We start from the raw sequence: 17,476 nt of genomic DNA on the forward strand, positions 1-17,476 counted from the left end.
CAGAACTCACGCTGGCGGTTTCCTCGTCTTGAAAAATACCACCACCCTTGTCATAGCCTGCAGCGCCGCCTTCCTCGCCCAAGTCGGCATCAGCAGCTACCTGCCCGCCGTCCCCGCCATTGCCCACGCCCTCCCCGCGGCCGAGGAACACGTCGCGCTGGCCCTGGCGATCTACTTGGTCGGCATGGCATTACCGATGTTGCTGTGGGGCAGCCTGGGCGAACGTTTCGGACGTAAGCCGGTGCTATTGGCGGCGCTCTGCGTGTATGCGCTAGCGAGTGCGGCGATTGCCTCGGCGTCCAGCGTTGAAGTCTTCCTGTCATTGCGGCTGGTTCAAGGGTTGGGGGCAGGCGGTGTTTCGGTGATGGCGCGGGTGTTGGTGCGCGACAGCTTCAGCGGTGCATTGCTGGCAAAAGGGTTGTCGTGGCTGGGCATGACTTTCGTGATTGCTTTGGGCATCGGTCAATTCGTTGGGTCGTTGTTGCAGGTGGTCTTCGGCTGGGAGGCGATCTTCTACGGATTGGCGATTGGCGCAGTCGGTTTGATGCTGGTGTTGAACCGGGTGATATTCCCTGCACGGGTAAAGGTCGATACATCGGCATCTGCCTGGCGTATCTACGCCATGATCATGCGGCATCCGCCGTTTCTGCACGCGGCGTTGGTCGGTGGCCTGGGTTATGGGGTGATCATCGCCTTCAACACCTGTGCACCGTTGATTCTGCAAGGGCGTTTCGAGTGGAGCGCGGCGCAATATGGCTGGCTGGGTTGGCCAATCAGCGTGGCGTATCTGGCGGGGGCATTAATGGTCAATCGCTTCGTTGCTCGCACGGGGCGGCTGAAAATGATGGGCTGGGGCATGACCCTGCTTCTAACGGGAACGGCTGTGATGTTGCTGGGCAGTGTGTTTGCTGTCGGAATCGCTGTCTTGCTGTGGCTGCCTTACTGCGTGGCGGTGCTGGGGCAATCGATGAGTTACCCGATCAGTTTGTCCCTGGCCAACGATGCCTCACCGGTGAGCGGCTCCTACGCCATGGCGTTGAGCGGCTTTATGCATCAGTTGATGGCCGCGTTGATCGGCGGCGTGGCGAGCCTGCTGGTGAGTCAACAGGCGTGGCCGTTGGCGATTTTATGTGTGGTGTTGGCGGGCGCCGCATCGATATGCGTCGCCCGTTATCGGACGGATTAAAACGCGCTGCGAAAGATCTCCTCGATCTGCCGCTGGTCCGCGCGCCGTGGGTTGGTCAGGCCGCATGCATCCTTCAACGCGTTGCTCGCCAGCAGTGGAATGTCCTGCAACTTGGCGCCCAGTTCGCGCAACCCAGCCGGGATGTCGACGTCGTGGGCCAGGCTGCGAATCGCGGCGATGGCGGCCTGGGCGCCCTCTTCGTCGGTGATGCCCTTGATGTCCGCGCCCAACGCTCGGCCTACGTCGCTCAGGCGTTTGGCACTGACGCTGGCGTTGAAGCTTTGTACGTGGGGCAACAACACCGCGTTGCACACGCCGTGGGGCAGGTCGTAGAAACCGCCCAGTTGGTGGGCCATGGCGTGTACGAAACCCAGGGACGCATTGTTGAACGCCATGCCCGCAAGGAACTGCGCGTAGGCCATGTTTTCCCGTGCGGCCTTGTCGGTGCCGTCGCGAACGGCCAGGCGCAGGTTGGCGCTGATCAGTTCGATGGCCTTGATCGCACAGGCGTCGGTGATCGGTGTGGCGGCGGTGGATACGTAGGCCTCGATGGCGTGGGTCAGCGCGTCCATGCCGGTGGCGGCCGTGAGGCCCTTGGGCATGCCGACCATCAGCGCCGGGTCGTTGACCGACAGCAGCGGCGTGACGTTGCGGTCGACAATGGCCATTTTCACGTGGCGGCTTTCGTCGGTGATGATGCAGAAGCGGGTCATCTCGCTGGCGGTGCCGGCGGTGGTGTTGATGGCCACCAGCGGCAGTTGCGGCTTGCTCGATTGGTCGACGCCTTCGTAGTCGCCGATATGCCCGCCGTTGGTGGCGCACAGGGCGATACCCTTGGCGCAGTCATGGGGCGAGCCGCCGCCCAGGGACACCACGAAATCGCAGGCGCTCTGCTGCAACAGCGCCAGGCCTTTCTCGACGTTTTCCACATTGGGGTTGGGCTTGGCGCCGTCGTAGATCACCGAGTCGATGTCCTGCATCGCCAGTTTCTCGGCGATCATGCTGGCCACGCCGGCCTTGGCCAGGCCGGCGTCAGTGACGATCAGTGCCTTGCGAAAACCATAGTTGCGGATGGCAGTCATGGCTTCGTCGAGGCAGTCGGTGCCCATGATGTTGACGGCGGGAATAAAGAAGGTGCTGCTCATGGTCAATCCTCAGAGGCTTTATGCCTACAGAATCAACCGGTGACGCGTTCTGCATCTTGATCAGGATCAACGCCCGCTCGTGATAAAGTCACCGTCCAGCCGATTTCGAGTAGACCCGCCCCGATGAAGGATTTCCAGGATATAGACGCCCACCTTGAAGACTGGAGCGCACTGCGCGCGAGCCGCGACTTCAGTGGGATTCTGATCGGCAATGGCGCCAGCCGCACGATTTGGGAAGACTTTGCCTACGACTCACTGTTCGAAAATGCCCGCACCGTCGAAGAAAAACCCCTGAGTCAATCCGAACTCAGCGTGTTCGACGCCCTGCAAACCCGCAGCTTCGAGCAGGCGCTGGGCGCGTTGAAAACCACCAGCCGGGTCAACAAGGCGCTGGCGGTCAGCTCGGCGGCGCCGCGCAACCGCTATTACGCGATCAAGGAAGCGTTGATCAATACCATCCACGCCGTGCATATCCCGTGGCGCCTGGTGCAACCGTCGACGCTGGTGACCCTCAATACTGAGTTGCAGCAGTACGCGACGGTGTTCACCAGCAACTACGACTTGCTCAACTATTGGGCGATCCTGCACACGCCGGGCATCGACGACTTGTTCCGCAGCGCCGACGCCAGCTTCGACCTGCGCAACACCCGCACCGACGCCACGCGCATTTTGTACCTGCACGGCGGCCTGCACCTGGTGCGCAACCTCGACGGCACTGCGCGCAAACTGCCGACTACCGACAGCACTTTGCTCAGCAGTTTTGCGATCAACAACACCATCAAGACCCTGGATGATGTGCCGCTGTTCGTCAGCGAGGGCAAGGTGGAAGAGAAGCTCAAGACCATCCGCAGTTCGGATTACCTGTCGTTCTGTTATGAGCAGTTGCTGAGCCACGAGGGCGCGCTGTGCATCTTTGGCCACGAGCTGGGGGCGCAGGATCAACACTTGGTGGATGCGATTCGCCAGGCCAACGTGACGACGCTGGCGATCTCGGTGTCGGGACGCAGCGATGGGTTTATTCGCCAGCAGAAGCGGCGGTATTCGCAGTTGTTCGACGGGGCTGGAGTGGAGCTGAAGTTCTTTGCGGCGCGTACCCATCCACTGGGTAATCCGGCGCTGTCAGTCCCTGTCGAACGCTGATCACTCTTCGCCGCTGTGCACCACCACCAATAGCTGCGCCTGCACCGGCCCCACCGAGCGCAACCGATGGGGCTTCTGCGCATTGAAGTGCAACGCGTCGCCCCGCTCCAGGATCACCCGTTCATTCATGAAGTCCACCTCCACCTGGCCTTCATGCACGAACAGAAACTCTTCACCCAGATGCTCCTTGAAGGTCTTGTCGGTGAACTCCGCCGGCGGGTAGATGATGAACGGCAGCAGGCTGCGCTCACTGACCTGATGGGCCAGCACCGCATAACCGGGCGAGGTGTCGGGCCGCTCATGGCTGCGCACCAGGCTGTAGCTGTCCAGGCTGACGCTGTCTTCGCTGAACAGTTCCTCGACTTTCACGTTCAATGCCTTGGCCAGTTTCAGCGCGGCGGCAATCGATGGCGTGTTGAGCCCGCGCTCGACCTTGGACAGGTAACTCTTGGTCATCCCGGACTTTTCGGCCAGGGCCTCCAAGGTGACGCCAAGTTTTTTTCTCAATAATTTCAAACGGATAGACATGCGCTGCGGTTAATCCATGCAGTAAGCGATGAGCTGTGCTTGCCAATGACACAAAGTGTCATATAGCATCTTTAGTGTCATTTGCCTTCACCCAACGACCTTGCGAGCAGCGGGAGACAGCAAATCCGACGTCCATTGAACCACCCAAAGGACACCGATATGGCCAAGACATTAGCACTCCCGAAAGACCAACTGGTCAAGCAAGCGCTGATCCAGATGCAAAACACCCTGGCGGATAATACGTGGACCGACCGGCAAAAGCTGGCGCTCACGTGTCGCATCCTGTTCGAGAACGGCCATGACTCCGGCTTGGCCGGGCAGATCACCGCGCGCGGGCCGGAACAGGGCACCTATTACACCCAGCAACTGGGCCTGGGGTTTGATGAGATCACCGCCAGCAACCTGTTGCTGGTGAACGAAGATCTTGAGGTGCTGGAGGGTCACGGCATTCCCAACCCGGCCAACCGTTTTCACAGCTGGGTGTACCGTGGGCGGCCGGATGTGAATTGCATCATCCACACGCACCCCACGCACATCGCCGCGCTGTCGATGCTGGAAGTGCCGCTGCAGGTGTCCCATATGGACCTCTGCCCGCTGTACGAAGACTGCGCGTTCCTGGAGGCCTGGCCGGGTGTGCCGGTGGGCAACGAAGAAGGCGAAATCATCACCACGGCTTTGGGCGACAAACGCGCGATCCTGCTTTCGCACCACGGCCAGTTGTCCACCGGGGCGAGCATCGAGGAAGCCTGCGTGATCGCGCAATTGATCGAACGCGCGGCCAAGTTGCAGTTGCTGGCGATGGCGGCCGGCACCATCAAGCCGATCCTGCCAGAGCTGGGTCGCGAGGCCCATGACTGGATCTCCCGGCCCAAGCGCCACGGCGCCGCGTTCAACTACTACGCCCGGCAGAACCTGCGCCAACACGCCGATTGCCTGAACTGACCTGCCCTTTTTCGACCGGAGACTTTCCATGTCCAGCCCAACCATCCACGGCATCATCGGCTACACCATCACCCCGTTCAGCGCCGACGGCCAACGCATCGACCTCGACGCTTTGGGCCGCTCCATCGACCGCCTGATCGCCAGCGGCGTACACGCCATCGCGCCGTTAGGCAGCACCGGCGAAGGCGCCTACTTGAGCGATGCCGAGTGGGATGAAGTCAGCGCCTTCAGCCTGGCCAAGATTGCCCGGCGCGTACCAACCATCGTCAGCGTTTCCGACCTGACCACTGCCAAGGCCGTACGCCGTGCGCGCTACGCCGAGGCCAATGGCGCCGATGCGGTGATGGTGCTGCCGACGTCTTACTGGAAGCTCAGCGAAGCGGAAATCCTCGCCCACTATGCCGCAATCGGCGACAGCATCGGCGTGCCGATCATGCTCTACAACAACCCGGCCACCAGCGGCACGGACATGTCGGTGGAGCTGATCCTGCGCATCATCAAGCAGGTGGCCAACGTGACCATGGTCAAGGAGAGCACCGGGGATATCCAGCGCATGCACCAACTGCATCGCCACAGCGATGTGCCGTTCTACAACGGCTGCAACCCGCTTGCACTGGAAGCCTTCGTGGCGGGTGCCAAAGGTTGGTGCACGGCGGCGCCGAACCTGATCCCACAGCTCAACCTGGATTTGTACGACGCGGTATTGAGCAACGATCTGACCCAGGCCCAGGCGCTGTTTTACCGCCAGCTGCCATTGCTGGAGTTCATCCTCAAGGGCGGGTTGCCGGCGACAATCAAGGCCGGGTTGCGGTTGACCGGTTTGGAAGTGGGTGACCCACGGTTGCCGGTGTTCCCATTGAGTGAAACGGCACGCAATCAATTGAAGGCGCTGCTGGACGCCGCCTGAAAAAACGCCCCGGTTCTTGCGAGCCGGGGTGTTTGTTTTTTTGCGACACCTTCAAGTCTTGTCTTTGATCGTGGTCGTCGGGCCATTGGCCTTTACGCTTGCAATGCCGTTGTCCCGTGCCGCTGTCGAGGAATACTGCTCGCTGCTGCCGATCACCTGGTGATTGGCAGCCTTGAGGTTAAAAAACGGCTGGCCATTGCTGGCCACTTTTTTCTCATAGCGCTCGTCATGCGGGCTGTTGGTCTGCACGGAAGCAATACCGTTTTCGGCTGCGCTGCGGGTGACGTAAAGCTCGCTGGTCAAAATGGTTTCTGCGTTCGCCGCCTTCAACACAAAACGGAATTGCCCGTTGCTGCTTTTACTCAACTCATACCATCCAGCCATGACTCTCTCCTTATCAAGTGGGATTTTGTTCACTTGCTTGTAGGATTAAAGGTCACACCCGGCTGATTACCAGCCATGGACTCAGTGACTGTCATTTAACCGAATGACAAATGACAATAGTTCTCGATATCATTCACGACTTTTCCACGTCGTGCTTCGTCAAGAAGGATATCCATGTCTCGTCCCAAGCCCGACCCGTTGTCGGCCGATGCCTTTCGCGGGTTTTATACAGATATCCTGTATTTCCTGCGCAAACGCACGGACAACGCCAGCGACGCGGCGGACATGACCCAGGATGTCTTCACTCAGTGGCTGGACTACCGCGACCGTGCCAAGGTCGAGCAGCCACGGGCGTTTCTGTTCCAGATGGCGCGCAACCTGCTGCGTGATCACTGGCGCAAACAGAAGGTACGGCACACAGTCCACTCTGATCAGGCCGAAATGGACGCGGAGCCTGTCACCGACGAGCAAAACGATCCCATGGCCGCCGCGCAACGCTTGCAACGCCTGGAACAGTTGAAAGAAGTCCTCGCCGAACTCTCGCCCCGCAGGCGAGAAGCCCTTATGCTGCACCGCTTCGAAGGCCTGAGCCAGGCGCAGATCGCCGAGCGCATGGGCATTTCGACCAGCATGGTGGAAAAGCACATCGCGTTTGCCCTGCTGCATTGCAAGCGACGCCTTCAACACGAACCCGGCACGGAGCAGCCAGAATGAACCGCCTGAGCGACACCGACGTGCTGGACATCGAAGACAGCAACGCCATCGATGCCCAAGCCGCCAGCTGGTTTGCACGCAACCGCAGTGAAACCGGGCGTGCCGAGCGCAAGGCCTTTGCCGCCTGGCAGGCCGATCCCGCCCATGCCCGTGCCTACGCCGAATTCGAACAGCTGTGGGCAGACCTGGCCCAGTTGCAACAACTGAACAAACCCGTGGCGCTGCCCCAGCGCAAACCGTCGGTATGGCGCCCTGCCCTGGCCGTGGCCGCTGCTCTGCTGTGCGCGGTCTTGGCCACCCATATCGGCGCGCCCCGCGAGCTGTATCACACCCAGGTCGCGGCCCATGCCAAAGGCATGCGCACCCTCAACCTGCCCGATGGCAGCACTTTGTATGTGAATGCCAACACCCGCGTACGCGTGGATTTCACCGCGCACCAGCGCATCCTGCACCTGGACAAGGGCCAGCTGTACATTGAAGTGGCCGCCGACAAGGAACGGCCGCTGTTCGTACAAGCCGGCGAGGCCAATGTGCGCGTGGTCGGCACTGGCTTCGATGTGCGCCGCAGCCAGCAGCAACTGGTGGTCAGCGTCGCCCATGGCCAAGTCGCCTTCGAGCCGGACGCGAAAAGCCCCATCACCCTGCTGGGCGCCCGGCAACGTGCGATCTACAGCTACGCCAAGGGCACGGTGCAGCAGCAGACCCTCACCGCCGAAGAGGTCGCCGACTGGCGCAGCGGTCACCTGTCATTTCGCAACCGCGAGCTGGCCAGCCTGATCGATGAATTGAGCCTGTATCGCCCCCAGGCGCCGCTGCAGGTCAGCAGCGCCGTGGCGCACCTGAAGGTCTCGGGCAATCTGGATGTGAATGATCCGGACGCCCTGCTCAACGCCTTGCCCGCCTTGCTGCCGGTGAAAACCGTGATGTCGACCGACGGCATCGTGAGGATCGAACCGAGCAAATAAACTCACAAGATTCTTATTTGAGAATATTTTGCATTCGCAGGTGTGGATTTTTTCAGCTGCCCCGTCTTCCTCCGGTCTGAGTTCGATACGCACACCTTTTCGGCCACTTGGCCACACCGGGGGATTTCATGTTTCGCGCGCCTTGCCACGCTTCGCACCTGTTTCTTCGACCGACCCTGATCGCCACCTGCCTGGCGTACAGCCTCAGCGCCCAGGCCGAGCCCTTCACGCTGCCGGCCCAGTCGCTGGCCACGTCCCTGAGCCAGGTGGCGCAGCAGGCACAGATCCAGTTGCTGTTCGATGAAGAGTTGCTCAAGAACGTGCATGCGCCCGCGCTCAACGGCGACTTCACGCCGGAGGCGGCGATTCGTACCCTGCTGAAAAACGGCGAGTTCACCCTGATCAAGGTCGGCAGTACCTATGTGGTAAGGCCCGAAGAGGCCAAGACCACCAATAGCGGCGTGGTTCAACTGGATGCACTGAGCGTGATCGGCACCGGTAGCCAGGTCGACTCCAGCACCGTGGGCCGCTCCACCCTGAGCCAGGCGGATATCGACCGCTACCAGCCCGATAACATTCCTTCGCTGTTGCAGACCCTGCCCGGGGTATCCATGGGTGGCTCGCCCAAGCCGGGCGGCCAGACCATGAACATCCGCGGCATGGGCGATGCCGAAGATGTGCCGATGACCGTGGATGGTGCGGCCAAAAGCGGGTTCGAGCGTTATCAACAAGGCACTATCTTCATTGAGCCCGAGTTGATCAAAAGCATTGAGGTGGAGAAAGGCCCTTACTCGCCATTTACCGGTAACGGCGGTTTTGGCGGCACGGTCAACATGATCACCAAGGACGCACCCGACCTTCTCAAGGACGGGCGCAACGCCGGGGCGATGGTCAAATACGGCTACGCCAGCAACACCCACGAGCAGGTCTACACCGGCGCTGTGTACGGCCGCACCGACGACGGCCGCATGGATGGCCTGGCCTACCTGACCAAGCGCGACGGCGGCGACCTCAAGCTCGCCGGCACACCGCCCGACCCGCGCAATGAATACCCGATCAACCCCAAACGCTTGCCCAACAGCGCGCAGGATGTCGACGGCAAGCTGTTCAAGTTCAACGCGTACTTCACCGACGAACACAGCATGGGCCTGTCTTACTCGCGCGCCCAAAGCCAGCGTATGACGCCGTTCTCGGCAAAGTCCTACCCATCACCGCCGACACAATCGGCCATCGACCGCTACGGCTACGCCACGGCCGTATCACGCTTTCTGGCCGACCGCGACACGGTGGACACCACCTGGTCGAGCAAGTACGAGTACCACCCGTTGAACAACCCGCTGATCGACCTGAAGCTGAGCTACTCGGAGTCCAATACCGACCAGACCGATGAGCGCGCCGCGAATGCCGTCATTAGCCTGGCGACCGGTGGACGCAAGATGGATACGTCCTACAAAGACCGCATCCTCGAACTGCGCAATACCAGCCTGCTGACCACCGGCCCGTTGGAACACGCGGTGACCACGGGCGTACAGATCCGCAAGCACAAGCGCGAAACCGAAAGCTGGATGCCAGGTGCGACCTACAACACTGCCAGATACAACTATGGGCATTTCCAGCCGTATTTCATGCCCCACGGCAAGGTCGATAGCAACGCGTTCTACATCCAGGACGCGATTACCCTGGGCGACGTGACCCTCACGCCGTCCCTGCGCTACGACCATGTGCGCAATCGCGGCGAAGCCAACGATGCGCCGTACTACAGCAACCCGGACCCGAAAGTGGGTCACGACTACAGCGACCGCACCTACACCGGCTGGTCGCCACGCCTCGCCGCGTTCTGGAACGTAACCCCGGATGTGGCCTTCTTCGCCAGTTGGAACCGCACCTGGCGCGCGCCAGTGATCGATGAACAGTACGAAGTCCAAGGCGCCCTCAGCACCCGCAGCGCCACCAGCCTGAACCTCGACCCGGAGCGCATTACGGCGATTACCGCAGGCAACGTCACTAACTTCTCGGGGCTCTTCACCCGCGAGGACAACCTGCAACTGCGCACCACGCTGTTCCACAACCGTATTGAAGACGAGATCATGAAAGCCACCGGCGTCGGCTGCGAACGGCAACTGACAGTATCCGGCAGTATCGATGCGGTATGCAGTGACGCGGCGTCCAGGACCAACTATCGCAATGTGGGCGGCATGACCATCAAGGGCGTCGAGCTGGAAAGCTACTACGACTCGACCTACCTGTTCGGCTCCCTGACTTACTCCTGGGCCACAGGCAAGCGCGACAACCCCTACACCAACCCCTGGGCGACCAACCTGCACGTGTGGGCGCGGGACATCCCACCGGCCAAATGGGTGGTGGTGCTGGGTACCAAGATCCCGAGTTGGGACGCGCAGGTGGGCTGGCAGGGCCAGTTCGTACGCAAGACCGATCGCGTGCCCACCGATATTTACGCGGGCGGTTTGAACTCCAGCATCGGCGACTTTATCTACGACCAGACGGAGAACGCCAGCTACGACACACAAGGCCTGTTCGCCAATTGGAAACCGCAGCAGGCCGGTCTCAAGGGCACCGAGATCAACTTCACCGTCGATAACCTGTTCAACCGCTTCTACCAACCGGCACTCAGCGGTGAAGGTGTCTACAGCCAAGGCCGCAACGCCAAGATCAGCATCACGCGCTTCTTCTGAAAAACTGTACGGATAAATCCGCACCCAGCTGTAGGCCCGCAACCGACGGGGGATGTGGCTAGATGGGCTTCCCTTGAAGCCCTCTCGTTTTGGTTGCCCCATGAGCTCGCGCGAAAACACCGGCATGGCCCTCGGCCTGCTGGGCGTCATCATCTTCAGCCTGACCCTGCCCTTCACCCGCATCGTGGTGCAGGAAATCCACCCGTTGCTCAACGGCCTGGGCCGCGCACTGTTTGCGGCGATCCCGGCGGCGGCGCTGTTGCTGTGGCGTCGCGAACGCTGGCCCACCTGGCGCCAGGTGCGTGGGTTGTGCCTGGTGATCGCGGGGGTGATTCTCGGTTTCCCGGTGCTGTCGGCCTGGGCCATGCAGACCTTGCCGGCATCCCACGGCGCATTGGTCAACGGCCTGCAACCGCTGTGCGTGGCGCTGTATGCGGCGTGGTTGTCCCATGAGCGGCCATCGAAAGCCTTCTGGGCCTGCGCGGCACTGGGCAGTGGCCTGGTGTTGAGTTACGCCTTGATCACCGGCGCCGGCAGTATCCAGGCCGGTGATTTGCTGATGCTCGGTGCAATTGCGGTGGGCGGCCTGGGGTATGCCGAAGGCGGACGATTGGCCAAGGAGATGGGCGGCTGGCAGGTGATCTGCTGGGCGCTGGTGCTGTCGACACCGGTGCTGATCGGCCAGGTGTGGTACCTGACGGCACAACATCAAGGCGCGATTTCGATGCGCGCATGGTGGGCATTTGGCTATGTGTCGCTGTTCTCGCAGTTCCTGGGGTTCTTTGCCTGGTACGCCGGGTTGGCCATGGGCGGGATTGCGCGGGTCAGCCAGATCCAGCTGTTGCAGATCTTCTTCACCATCGCGTTTTCGGCGTTGTTCTTTGGAGAACACATCGAGCCGATTACCTGGGTGTTCGCGTGCGGGGTGATCGTGACGGTGATGCTGGGGCGCAAGACGGCGGTGCAGCCTGCGCCCGTAGCATTGGCCGATCAGGCCAGGTAACCATCCGCGCGCAGCAGGGTTTCCAGGCAGTGTTCGGTGATGTGGTAGAACGCCTTCAGCTCCTGGATTTTTTCCAGCAACTGCGCGTTGTCCAGCGGCTCTGCGCGCTTCACGGCCAGGATCATCTTGTTCTTGTTGGTGTGCTCCAACGAGATGAACTCGAACACCTTGGTCTCATAACCACAGGCTTCGAGGAACAACGCACGCAAACTGTCGGTGACCATTTCCGCCTGCTGCCCCAGGTGCAGGCCGTATTGCAGCATCGGCTTGAGCAGTACCGGACTCTGGATTTGCAGGCGGATCTGCTTGTGGCAGCACGGCGAGCACATGATGATCGACGCGCCGGAGCGGATGCCGGTGTGGATCGCGTAGTCCGTGGCAATGTCGCAGGCATGCAGGGCGATCATCACGTCCAGTTCGCTGGGCGCCACGCTGCGCACGTCGCCACATTTGAACACCAGCCCCGGGTGCTCCAGGCGGGCGGCGGCGGCGTTGCACAGGGTCACCATGTCTTCGCGCAATTCAACGCCGGTCACTTCGCCCTCGGCCTTGAGGGTGTTACGCAGGTAGTCGTGGATGGCGAACGTCAGGTAGCCCTTGCCCGAGCCAAAGTCGGCGACGCGCACCGGCTGGTCCAGCTTCAGCGGTGACGAGGTCAGCGCATGGCTGAACACCTCGATGAACTTGTTGATCTGTTTCCACTTGCGCGACATCGACGGGATCAGCGCCTGCTTGGCGTCGGTCACGCCCAGGTCAGCGAGGAACGGCCGGCTCAGGTCGAGGAAGCGGTTTTTCTCGCGGTTATGCTCAGCCGATGGCGCTTCGCGCAGTTGCTGCGGCTTGCTTTTGAACAACGAGCTTTTGTTCTTCTTGCTGTATTCCAGCTGCGCTTCGTCGCTCAGCGACAGCAGATGGGCGTTCTTGAACGATGCCGGCAGTAGCTCGGCAATCGTTGCCACTCCCTCGGCCACCGGGAAGTTCTTGGTGATATCGCGGGTCTTGTAGCGATAGACGAAGGACAGGCACGGCTGCTCCTTGACCGTTACCGGCTTGATGATCAGCCGCTGCAACTCAGCCTCGTTACCGACGTATTTGGCCAGCACCAGTTTGATAAAGGCACTCTGCGCGAGGCTTGCGCTCAGCAGTTCGATGAACTGGGCATGATGATCCGGTTGAGCAGTGACAGACATGAACAAAAACGCCTCGGGCAGGGAATGCCGGGCATTTTAGGGGGGATAGTGATTCAGAGCACGGGGTTATTTGATCAGTGGTCATTGGATGGAACACCGCCCCTCCCACATTTTTTTGCCCAGTGTTGAGTCTTTTATTCGAGTACGACCAGGCGATTGGGCAGTTCGTTACGGGTTTGGGTGACAGGCACATGCACCTTGAGCAACTCACCGCACGCCTCGATACACGCCACAAACCCCGCCAACGTCTGCCCCTGCTTCACCTGCTGGGTAAACGCCTTGACGATCCCATCCCAGTTGCTGTCATCCAGGCGACTGGAAATGCCGTCATCCACCAGGATCTCCACATACCGCTCGGCCTCGCTGACGAAAATCAGCACACCGGTGCTGCCCAGGGTGTGATGCAGGTTCTGCTCCAGGAACTGGCGTCGCGCCAGGTTGGACGCGCGCCAGTGGCGCACCGAACGCGGGATCAACCGTGTCGTCACCTTGGGCAAGCGGAACACCAGGCACAGCACAATGAAGGTCGCCCATTGCGCCAGCAGCAAGGTGTACATGGTCAGGTAGCCCGACAGGTAATGCACCACACCCGGCACTACCAGCGCGATCAGGCTAGCCCACAACAGCGGGATGTAGGCGTAGTCATCGGCGCGGGCGGCCAGCACGGTCACCAGTTCCGCGTCGGTGGTCTTTTCCACCCGGGCGATCGCTTGCGCGACCTGGCGCTGCTCGTGTTCAGTCAGTAATGCCATGGTTGTGCTTGCTCTCTCATTATTATCATCACCAGCCGCCTGAAGCCCCGCCACCGCCAAAGCCGCCCCCGCCGCCGCGGAAACCACCGCCGCCGCCCCCGCCACCACCGCCACGGCCGCTGCTGCTGAGAATCGCCAGCAGGATCGCACCCACCGGCAGGCCCAAGCGATTGCACAGCCACAACACGCCGATCAGCAGGATAAACAGACCGATGGAAAACCCGGGATTATCCTTGGCAAAGTTGGCGTCCGCCACATGGGCCGGCACGGCCAGCGGTTCGCCGCCCACCACCTGAATCATCGCCGCCACGCCGTCGCTGATGCCCTGGCTGAAGTTGCCGGCCTTGAACTTGGGTGCAATCACCTGGTTGATGATCACCCACGACTGCGCATCGGTGAGCACACCTTCCAGGCCGTAGCCGACTTCGATGCGCAATTTGCGCTCATCGCGGGCGACGATCAACAGCGCGCCGTTGTCCTTGCCCTTCTGGCCGATGCCCCACTCGCGGCCCAACTGATAACCGAAGTCCTCAATCGGCACGCCTTGCAGGTCGGGCACGGTGACCACCACGATCTGGTCGCCGGAGGTCTGTTCCAGCACCTGCAACTGCTGAGTGAGTTGCTGGCGCGTGGCCGGGTCGAGCATCTGGGCGTTGTCCACCACCCGCCCGGTCAGCGCCGGGAAGGTCAGCGCCGCCTGGGCCACGCCCACGCAGGCCAACAGCCACAGTGCCAGGCCTATCCGTAATAAACGCATCGACACCTCAGCGCGGCCTTATTTGAACTTCACTTGCGGCGCTTTATCGGCATCGGCACTGGTGGCTTCAAACGTGGCGCGAACCGGCAAGTCGCTGTACATCACGCTGTGCCACAGACGGCCCGGGAAGGTGCGGATCTCGGTGTTGTAGGCCTGCACCGCCTGGATGAAATCGCGGCGGGCCACGGCGATACGGTTTTCGGTGCCTTCAAGTTGGGATTGCAGGGCCAGGAAGTTCTGGTTGGCTTTCAGGTCCGGGTAACGCTCGGACACCACCATCAAACGGCTGAGTGCACCGCTCAAGCCGTCCTGGGCTTGCTGGAACTGCTTGAGTTTTTCCGGGTTGTCGAGGGTGCTGGCGTCCACCTGGATCGAAGTGGCCTTGGCCCGCGCTTCGATCACGGCGGTGAGGGTGTCCTGCTCATGGGCGGCATAGCCCTTGACCACTTCCACCAGGTTGGGGATCAGGTCGGCGCGGCGCTGGTACTGGTTCTGCACCTGGCCCCAGGCAGCCTTGGCCTGTTCGTCCAGGGTCGGGATGTTGTTGATGCCGCAACCGCTGAGCACCGTGCCGATCAATAGCAGAACCGCGGCTTTCAAGCCCCAGCGATAACCTTGTGCTGCTTGCATGGTGTTTCTCCTGGCGAACCTTGATGGAATTGGGCACCGGTAAGGCATAATCCGTTGCCACGACTGGATTGCATCGAATCAATCAGCTAAAAAGATGCCCACCGCTAATAAGAGTTCCGAAGTGTGCGGCATTTGTCGGTATAACACTCGAACAACAACATACGTTCCCCACATTTTGGCAGAACAGCGCATTTTCGCTGTGCAGTGAGCCGAAAAAGGATATTCATGAAGAAGCTGTGTTTGCTCGGCCTTGTTGCCACGCTGGCCACCCACCCCGTCTGGGCAGAAACAAAGCCTGCTGCGCTCAAGGACAAGGACGCCTTCGTCAGCGACCTGCTCAAGCAGATGACCCTCGATGAGAAGATCGGCCAATTGCGCCTGATCAGCATCGGCCCCGAAATGCCCCGCGAGCTGATCCGCAAGGAAATCGCCGCCGGCCGCATCGGTGGCACGTTCAACTCCATCACCCGTCCGGAAAACCGTCCGATGCAGGACGCGGCCATGCGCAGCCGCTTGAAGATCCCGATGTTCTTCGCCTATGACGTAATCCACGGCCACCGCACCATCTTCCCGATCAGCCTGGCCCTGGCCTCCAGCTGGGACATGGACGCCATCGGCCGCTCCGGGCGCATCGCCGCCCAGGAAGCCGCCGCCGACAGCCTCGACATCACCTTCGCGCCGATGGTCGACATCTCCCGCGACCCGCGCTGGGGCCGCACCTCCGAAGGCTTCGGCGAAGACACCTACCTGGTCTCGCGCATTGCCGAAGTGATGGTCAAGGCCTTCCAGGGTGTGAGCCCGGCGAATGCCGACAGCATCATGGCCAGCGTCAAGCACTTCGCCCTGTACGGCGCGGTGGAAGGCGGCCGCGACTACAACGTGGTCGACATGAGCCCGGTCAAGATGTACCAGGACTACCTGCCGCCGTACCACGCGGCGATCAAGGCCGGTTCCGGCGGCGTGATGGTGGCGCTGAACTCGATCAACGGCGTGCCCGCCACCGCCAACACCTGGCTGATGAACGACCTGCTGCGCAAGGACTGGGGCTTCAAGGGCCTGGCCGTGAGCGACCATGGCGCGATCTTCGAGCTGATCAAGCACGGCGTGGCCAAGGACGGGCGTGAAGCCGCCAAGCTGGCGATCAAGGCCGGCATCGACATGAGCATGAACGACTCGCTGTACGGCAAGGAATTGCCCGGCCTGCTCAAGTCCGGCGAAATCGAACAGAGCGACATCGACAACGCCGTGCGCGAAGTGCTCGGCGCCAAGTACGACATGGGCCTGTTCAAGGACCCGTACCTGCGCATCGGCAAGGCCGAGGATGACCCGGCCGACACCTACGCCGAAAGCCGCCTGCATCGCAGCGACGCGCGCGATATCGCACGTCGCAGCCTGGTGTTGCTGAAAAACCAGGACAACACCCTGCCGCTGAAAAAATCCGCGACCATCGCCCTGGTCGGCCCGTTGGCCAAGGCGCCAATCGACATGATGGGTAGCTGGGCCGCCGCCGGCAAACCCGAGCAATCGGTGACCCTGCTCGACGGCATGAACGCGGTGATCGGCGAAAAAGGCAAGATCATCTATGCCCGTGGCGCCAACATCACCAACGACAAGGCGGTGGTCGACTACCTGAACTTCCTCAACTTCGATGCGCCGGAAGTGGTGGATGACACCCGCCCAGCCCAGGTGATGATCGACGAGGCCGTCAAGGCTGCCAAGGATGCCGATGTGGTGGTAGCCGCCGTGGGCGAATCCCGTGGCATGTCCCACGAGTCGTCCAGCCGCACCGACCTGAACATCCCGCAAAGCCAGCGCGACCTGATCAAGGCCCTCAAAGCCACCGGCAAGCCGCTGGTATTGGTGCTGATGAACGGTCGCCCGCTGTCGATCCTTGAAGAGAACCAACAGGCCGACGCCATCCTGGAAACCTGGTTCGCCGGCACCGAAGGTGGCAACGCCATCGCCGACGTGCTGTTCGGTGACTACAACCCGTCGGGCAAGCTGCCGATCACCTTCCCACGTTCGGTGGGGCAGATTCCCACCTACTACAACCACCTGACCATTGGCCGGCCATTCACCCCAGGCAAGCCGGGCAACTACACCTCGCAGTATTTCGATGACACCACCGGCCCACTGTTCCCGTTTGGCTATGGCTTGAGCTACACCACGTTCGGCCTGTCGGACATGGCGCTGTCATCCACCACCCTGAACAAGACCGGCAAGCTGGACGCCAGCGTGACGCTGAAAAACACCGGCAAGGTGGATGGCGAAACCGTGGTGCAGCTGTACATCCAGGACGTGGCCGGTTCGATGATCCGCCCGATCAAGGAGCTGAAGAACTTCCAGAAGGTCATGCTCAAGGCCGGTGAAGAGCGCACCCTGCACTTCACCATCACCGAGGAAGACTTGAAGTTCTACAACACCCAGCTCAAGTACGCGGCGGAGCCAGGCGAGTTCAATGTGCAGATCGGGTTGGATTCCCAGGACGTACAGCAGCAGACCTTCGAACTGCTGTAGACATGTGGGAGGGGGTAAGCCCC

General features: G+C 61.2%; 16 protein-coding genes. 9 read left to right on the forward strand and 7 right to left on the reverse strand.

Translation table 11 applies throughout. The annotated features are described in order from the left end of the window. The first annotated feature begins 28 nt into the window (after positions 1-28). Positions 29-1,186 carry an MFS transporter gene (locus tag NL123_RS23280; protein ID WP_494356451.1) on the forward strand — a complete coding sequence of 386 codons (1,158 nt, stop codon included), beginning with the start codon at positions 29-31 and terminating at the stop codon, positions 1,184-1,186. Here the strand turns inward: NL123_RS23280 and yiaY are convergent. Continuing rightward, a complete protein-coding gene (yiaY, locus tag NL123_RS23285; protein WP_494356452.1) occupies positions 1,183-2,331 on the reverse strand; it encodes an L-threonine dehydrogenase in 1,149 nt (382 codons plus the stop codon). The genes NL123_RS23280 and yiaY overlap by 4 nt on opposite strands. Before the next feature lie 123 nt (positions 2,332-2,454). Here yiaY and NL123_RS23290 point away from each other — a divergent pair, with 123 nt between their 5' ends. Beyond that, on the forward strand, positions 2,455-3,471 hold the full coding sequence (locus tag NL123_RS23290) for a DUF4917 family protein (RefSeq protein ID WP_248486772.1): 1,017 nt from the start codon (positions 2,455-2,457) through the stop codon (positions 3,469-3,471). On the opposite strand, the gene NL123_RS23295 is transcribed toward NL123_RS23290, so the two are convergent. Next, on the reverse strand, positions 3,472-3,999 hold the full coding sequence (locus tag NL123_RS23295) for a helix-turn-helix domain-containing protein (RefSeq protein ID WP_071488902.1): 528 nt from the start codon (positions 3,997-3,999) through the stop codon (positions 3,472-3,474). It lies immediately after the preceding gene. Positions 4,000-4,158: 159 nt separating this feature from the next. Here NL123_RS23295 and NL123_RS23300 point away from each other — a divergent pair, with 159 nt between their 5' ends. Continuing rightward, positions 4,159-4,941 carry an aldolase gene (locus NL123_RS23300; protein ID WP_071496831.1) on the forward strand — a complete coding sequence of 261 codons (783 nt, stop codon included), beginning with the start codon at positions 4,159-4,161 and terminating at the stop codon, positions 4,939-4,941. Between the two features lie 28 nt (positions 4,942-4,969). Continuing rightward, positions 4,970-5,848 carry a dihydrodipicolinate synthase family protein gene (locus NL123_RS23305; RefSeq protein WP_494356453.1) on the forward strand — a complete coding sequence of 293 codons (879 nt, stop codon included), beginning with the start codon at positions 4,970-4,972 and terminating at the stop codon, positions 5,846-5,848. A gap of 51 nt (positions 5,849-5,899) precedes the next feature. Here the strand turns inward: NL123_RS23305 and NL123_RS23310 are convergent, their stop codons facing one another. Beyond that, positions 5,900-6,232, reverse strand: coding sequence for a YegP family protein (locus NL123_RS23310; protein ID WP_058425182.1), 333 nt, complete (start codon positions 6,230-6,232; stop codon positions 5,900-5,902). A gap of 174 nt (positions 6,233-6,406) precedes the next feature. Between NL123_RS23310 and NL123_RS23315 the strand changes: the two genes are divergently transcribed. From NL123_RS23315 to NL123_RS23330, 4 genes are all read left to right on the forward strand, one after another. After that, positions 6,407-6,946: an RNA polymerase sigma factor gene (locus NL123_RS23315; RefSeq protein ID WP_071488898.1), complete on the forward strand. Its 540-nt coding sequence runs from the start codon at positions 6,407-6,409 to the stop codon at positions 6,944-6,946. Then, positions 6,943-7,911 (forward strand): FecR family protein, encoded by a 969-nt coding sequence (locus NL123_RS23320; protein WP_494356454.1) that lies wholly within the window; start codon positions 6,943-6,945, stop codon positions 7,909-7,911. Before NL123_RS23315 ends, NL123_RS23320 begins: the two co-directional genes overlap by 4 nt. Positions 7,912-8,039: 128 nt before the next feature. Further along, a complete protein-coding gene (locus tag NL123_RS23325; protein WP_494356455.1) occupies positions 8,040-10,604 on the forward strand; it encodes a TonB-dependent receptor in 2,565 nt (854 codons plus the stop codon). A 100-nt stretch (positions 10,605-10,704) separates the two neighbouring features. Continuing rightward, positions 10,705-11,607 carry a DMT family transporter gene (locus NL123_RS23330; protein WP_494356456.1) on the forward strand — a complete coding sequence of 301 codons (903 nt, stop codon included), beginning with the start codon at positions 10,705-10,707 and terminating at the stop codon, positions 11,605-11,607. On the opposite strand, the gene NL123_RS23335 is transcribed toward NL123_RS23330, so the two are convergent. The 4 genes from NL123_RS23335 to NL123_RS23350 all read right to left on the reverse strand — a co-directional run bounded on the left by NL123_RS23335 (position 11,595) and on the right by NL123_RS23350 (position 14,936). Beyond that, on the reverse strand, positions 11,595-12,797 hold the full coding sequence (locus tag NL123_RS23335; RefSeq protein ID WP_248486767.1) for a class I SAM-dependent methyltransferase: 1,203 nt from the start codon (positions 12,795-12,797) through the stop codon (positions 11,595-11,597). The genes NL123_RS23330 and NL123_RS23335 overlap by 13 nt on opposite strands. Positions 12,798-12,931: 134 nt before the next feature. After that, the gene (locus NL123_RS23340; protein WP_071496837.1) at positions 12,932-13,549 is read right to left on the reverse strand and encodes a TPM domain-containing protein; all 618 of its coding nucleotides are present in this window, start codon (positions 13,547-13,549) and stop codon (positions 12,932-12,934) included. A gap of 28 nt (positions 13,550-13,577) precedes the next feature. Further along, entirely contained in the window at positions 13,578-14,306 is a 729-nt protein-coding gene (locus NL123_RS23345) for a TPM domain-containing protein (RefSeq protein WP_282579046.1), read from the reverse strand. Between the two features lie 18 nt (positions 14,307-14,324). Then, the gene (locus tag NL123_RS23350; RefSeq protein WP_058425190.1) at positions 14,325-14,936 is read right to left on the reverse strand and encodes a LemA family protein; all 612 of its coding nucleotides are present in this window, start codon (positions 14,934-14,936) and stop codon (positions 14,325-14,327) included. A 225-nt stretch (positions 14,937-15,161) separates the two neighbouring features. Between NL123_RS23350 and bglX the strand changes: the two genes are divergently transcribed. Next, positions 15,162-17,453: a beta-glucosidase BglX gene (gene bglX, locus NL123_RS23355; RefSeq protein WP_248486766.1), complete on the forward strand. Its 2,292-nt coding sequence runs from the start codon at positions 15,162-15,164 to the stop codon at positions 17,451-17,453. Positions 17,454-17,476 lie beyond the last annotated feature (23 nt).

The sequence above is a fragment of the Pseudomonas sp. FBCC-B1565 genome (genome assembly GCF_059133265.1).

What these genes read in the sequence shown, in the direction of transcription:
- yiaY (WP_494356452.1), bottom strand. Translation starts at nt 2,331, where the DNA reads ATGAGCAGCACCTTCTTTATTCCCGCCGTCAACATCATGGGCACCGAC.
- NL123_RS23290 (WP_248486772.1), top strand. Translation starts at nt 2,455, where the DNA reads ATGAAGGATTTCCAGGATATAGACGCCCACCTTGAAGACTGGAGCGCA.
- NL123_RS23295 (WP_071488902.1), bottom strand. Translation starts at nt 3,999, where the DNA reads ATGTCTATCCGTTTGAAATTATTGAGAAAAAAACTTGGCGTCACCTTG.
- NL123_RS23300 (WP_071496831.1), top strand. Translation starts at nt 4,159, where the DNA reads ATGGCCAAGACATTAGCACTCCCGAAAGACCAACTGGTCAAGCAAGCG.
- NL123_RS23305 (WP_494356453.1), top strand. Translation starts at nt 4,970, where the DNA reads ATGTCCAGCCCAACCATCCACGGCATCATCGGCTACACCATCACCCCG.
- NL123_RS23310 (WP_058425182.1), bottom strand. Translation starts at nt 6,232, where the DNA reads ATGGCTGGATGGTATGAGTTGAGTAAAAGCAGCAACGGGCAATTCCGT.
- NL123_RS23315 (WP_071488898.1), top strand. Translation starts at nt 6,407, where the DNA reads ATGTCTCGTCCCAAGCCCGACCCGTTGTCGGCCGATGCCTTTCGCGGG.
- NL123_RS23320 (WP_494356454.1), top strand. Translation starts at nt 6,943, where the DNA reads ATGAACCGCCTGAGCGACACCGACGTGCTGGACATCGAAGACAGCAAC.
- NL123_RS23325 (WP_494356455.1), top strand. Translation starts at nt 8,040, where the DNA reads ATGTTTCGCGCGCCTTGCCACGCTTCGCACCTGTTTCTTCGACCGACC.
- NL123_RS23330 (WP_494356456.1), top strand. Translation starts at nt 10,705, where the DNA reads ATGAGCTCGCGCGAAAACACCGGCATGGCCCTCGGCCTGCTGGGCGTC.
- NL123_RS23335 (WP_248486767.1), bottom strand. Translation starts at nt 12,797, where the DNA reads ATGTCTGTCACTGCTCAACCGGATCATCATGCCCAGTTCATCGAACTG.
- NL123_RS23340 (WP_071496837.1), bottom strand. Translation starts at nt 13,549, where the DNA reads ATGGCATTACTGACTGAACACGAGCAGCGCCAGGTCGCGCAAGCGATC.
- NL123_RS23345 (WP_282579046.1), bottom strand. Translation starts at nt 14,306, where the DNA reads ATGCGTTTATTACGGATAGGCCTGGCACTGTGGCTGTTGGCCTGCGTG.
- NL123_RS23350 (WP_058425190.1), bottom strand. Translation starts at nt 14,936, where the DNA reads ATGCAAGCAGCACAAGGTTATCGCTGGGGCTTGAAAGCCGCGGTTCTG.
- bglX (WP_248486766.1), top strand. Translation starts at nt 15,162, where the DNA reads ATGAAGAAGCTGTGTTTGCTCGGCCTTGTTGCCACGCTGGCCACCCAC.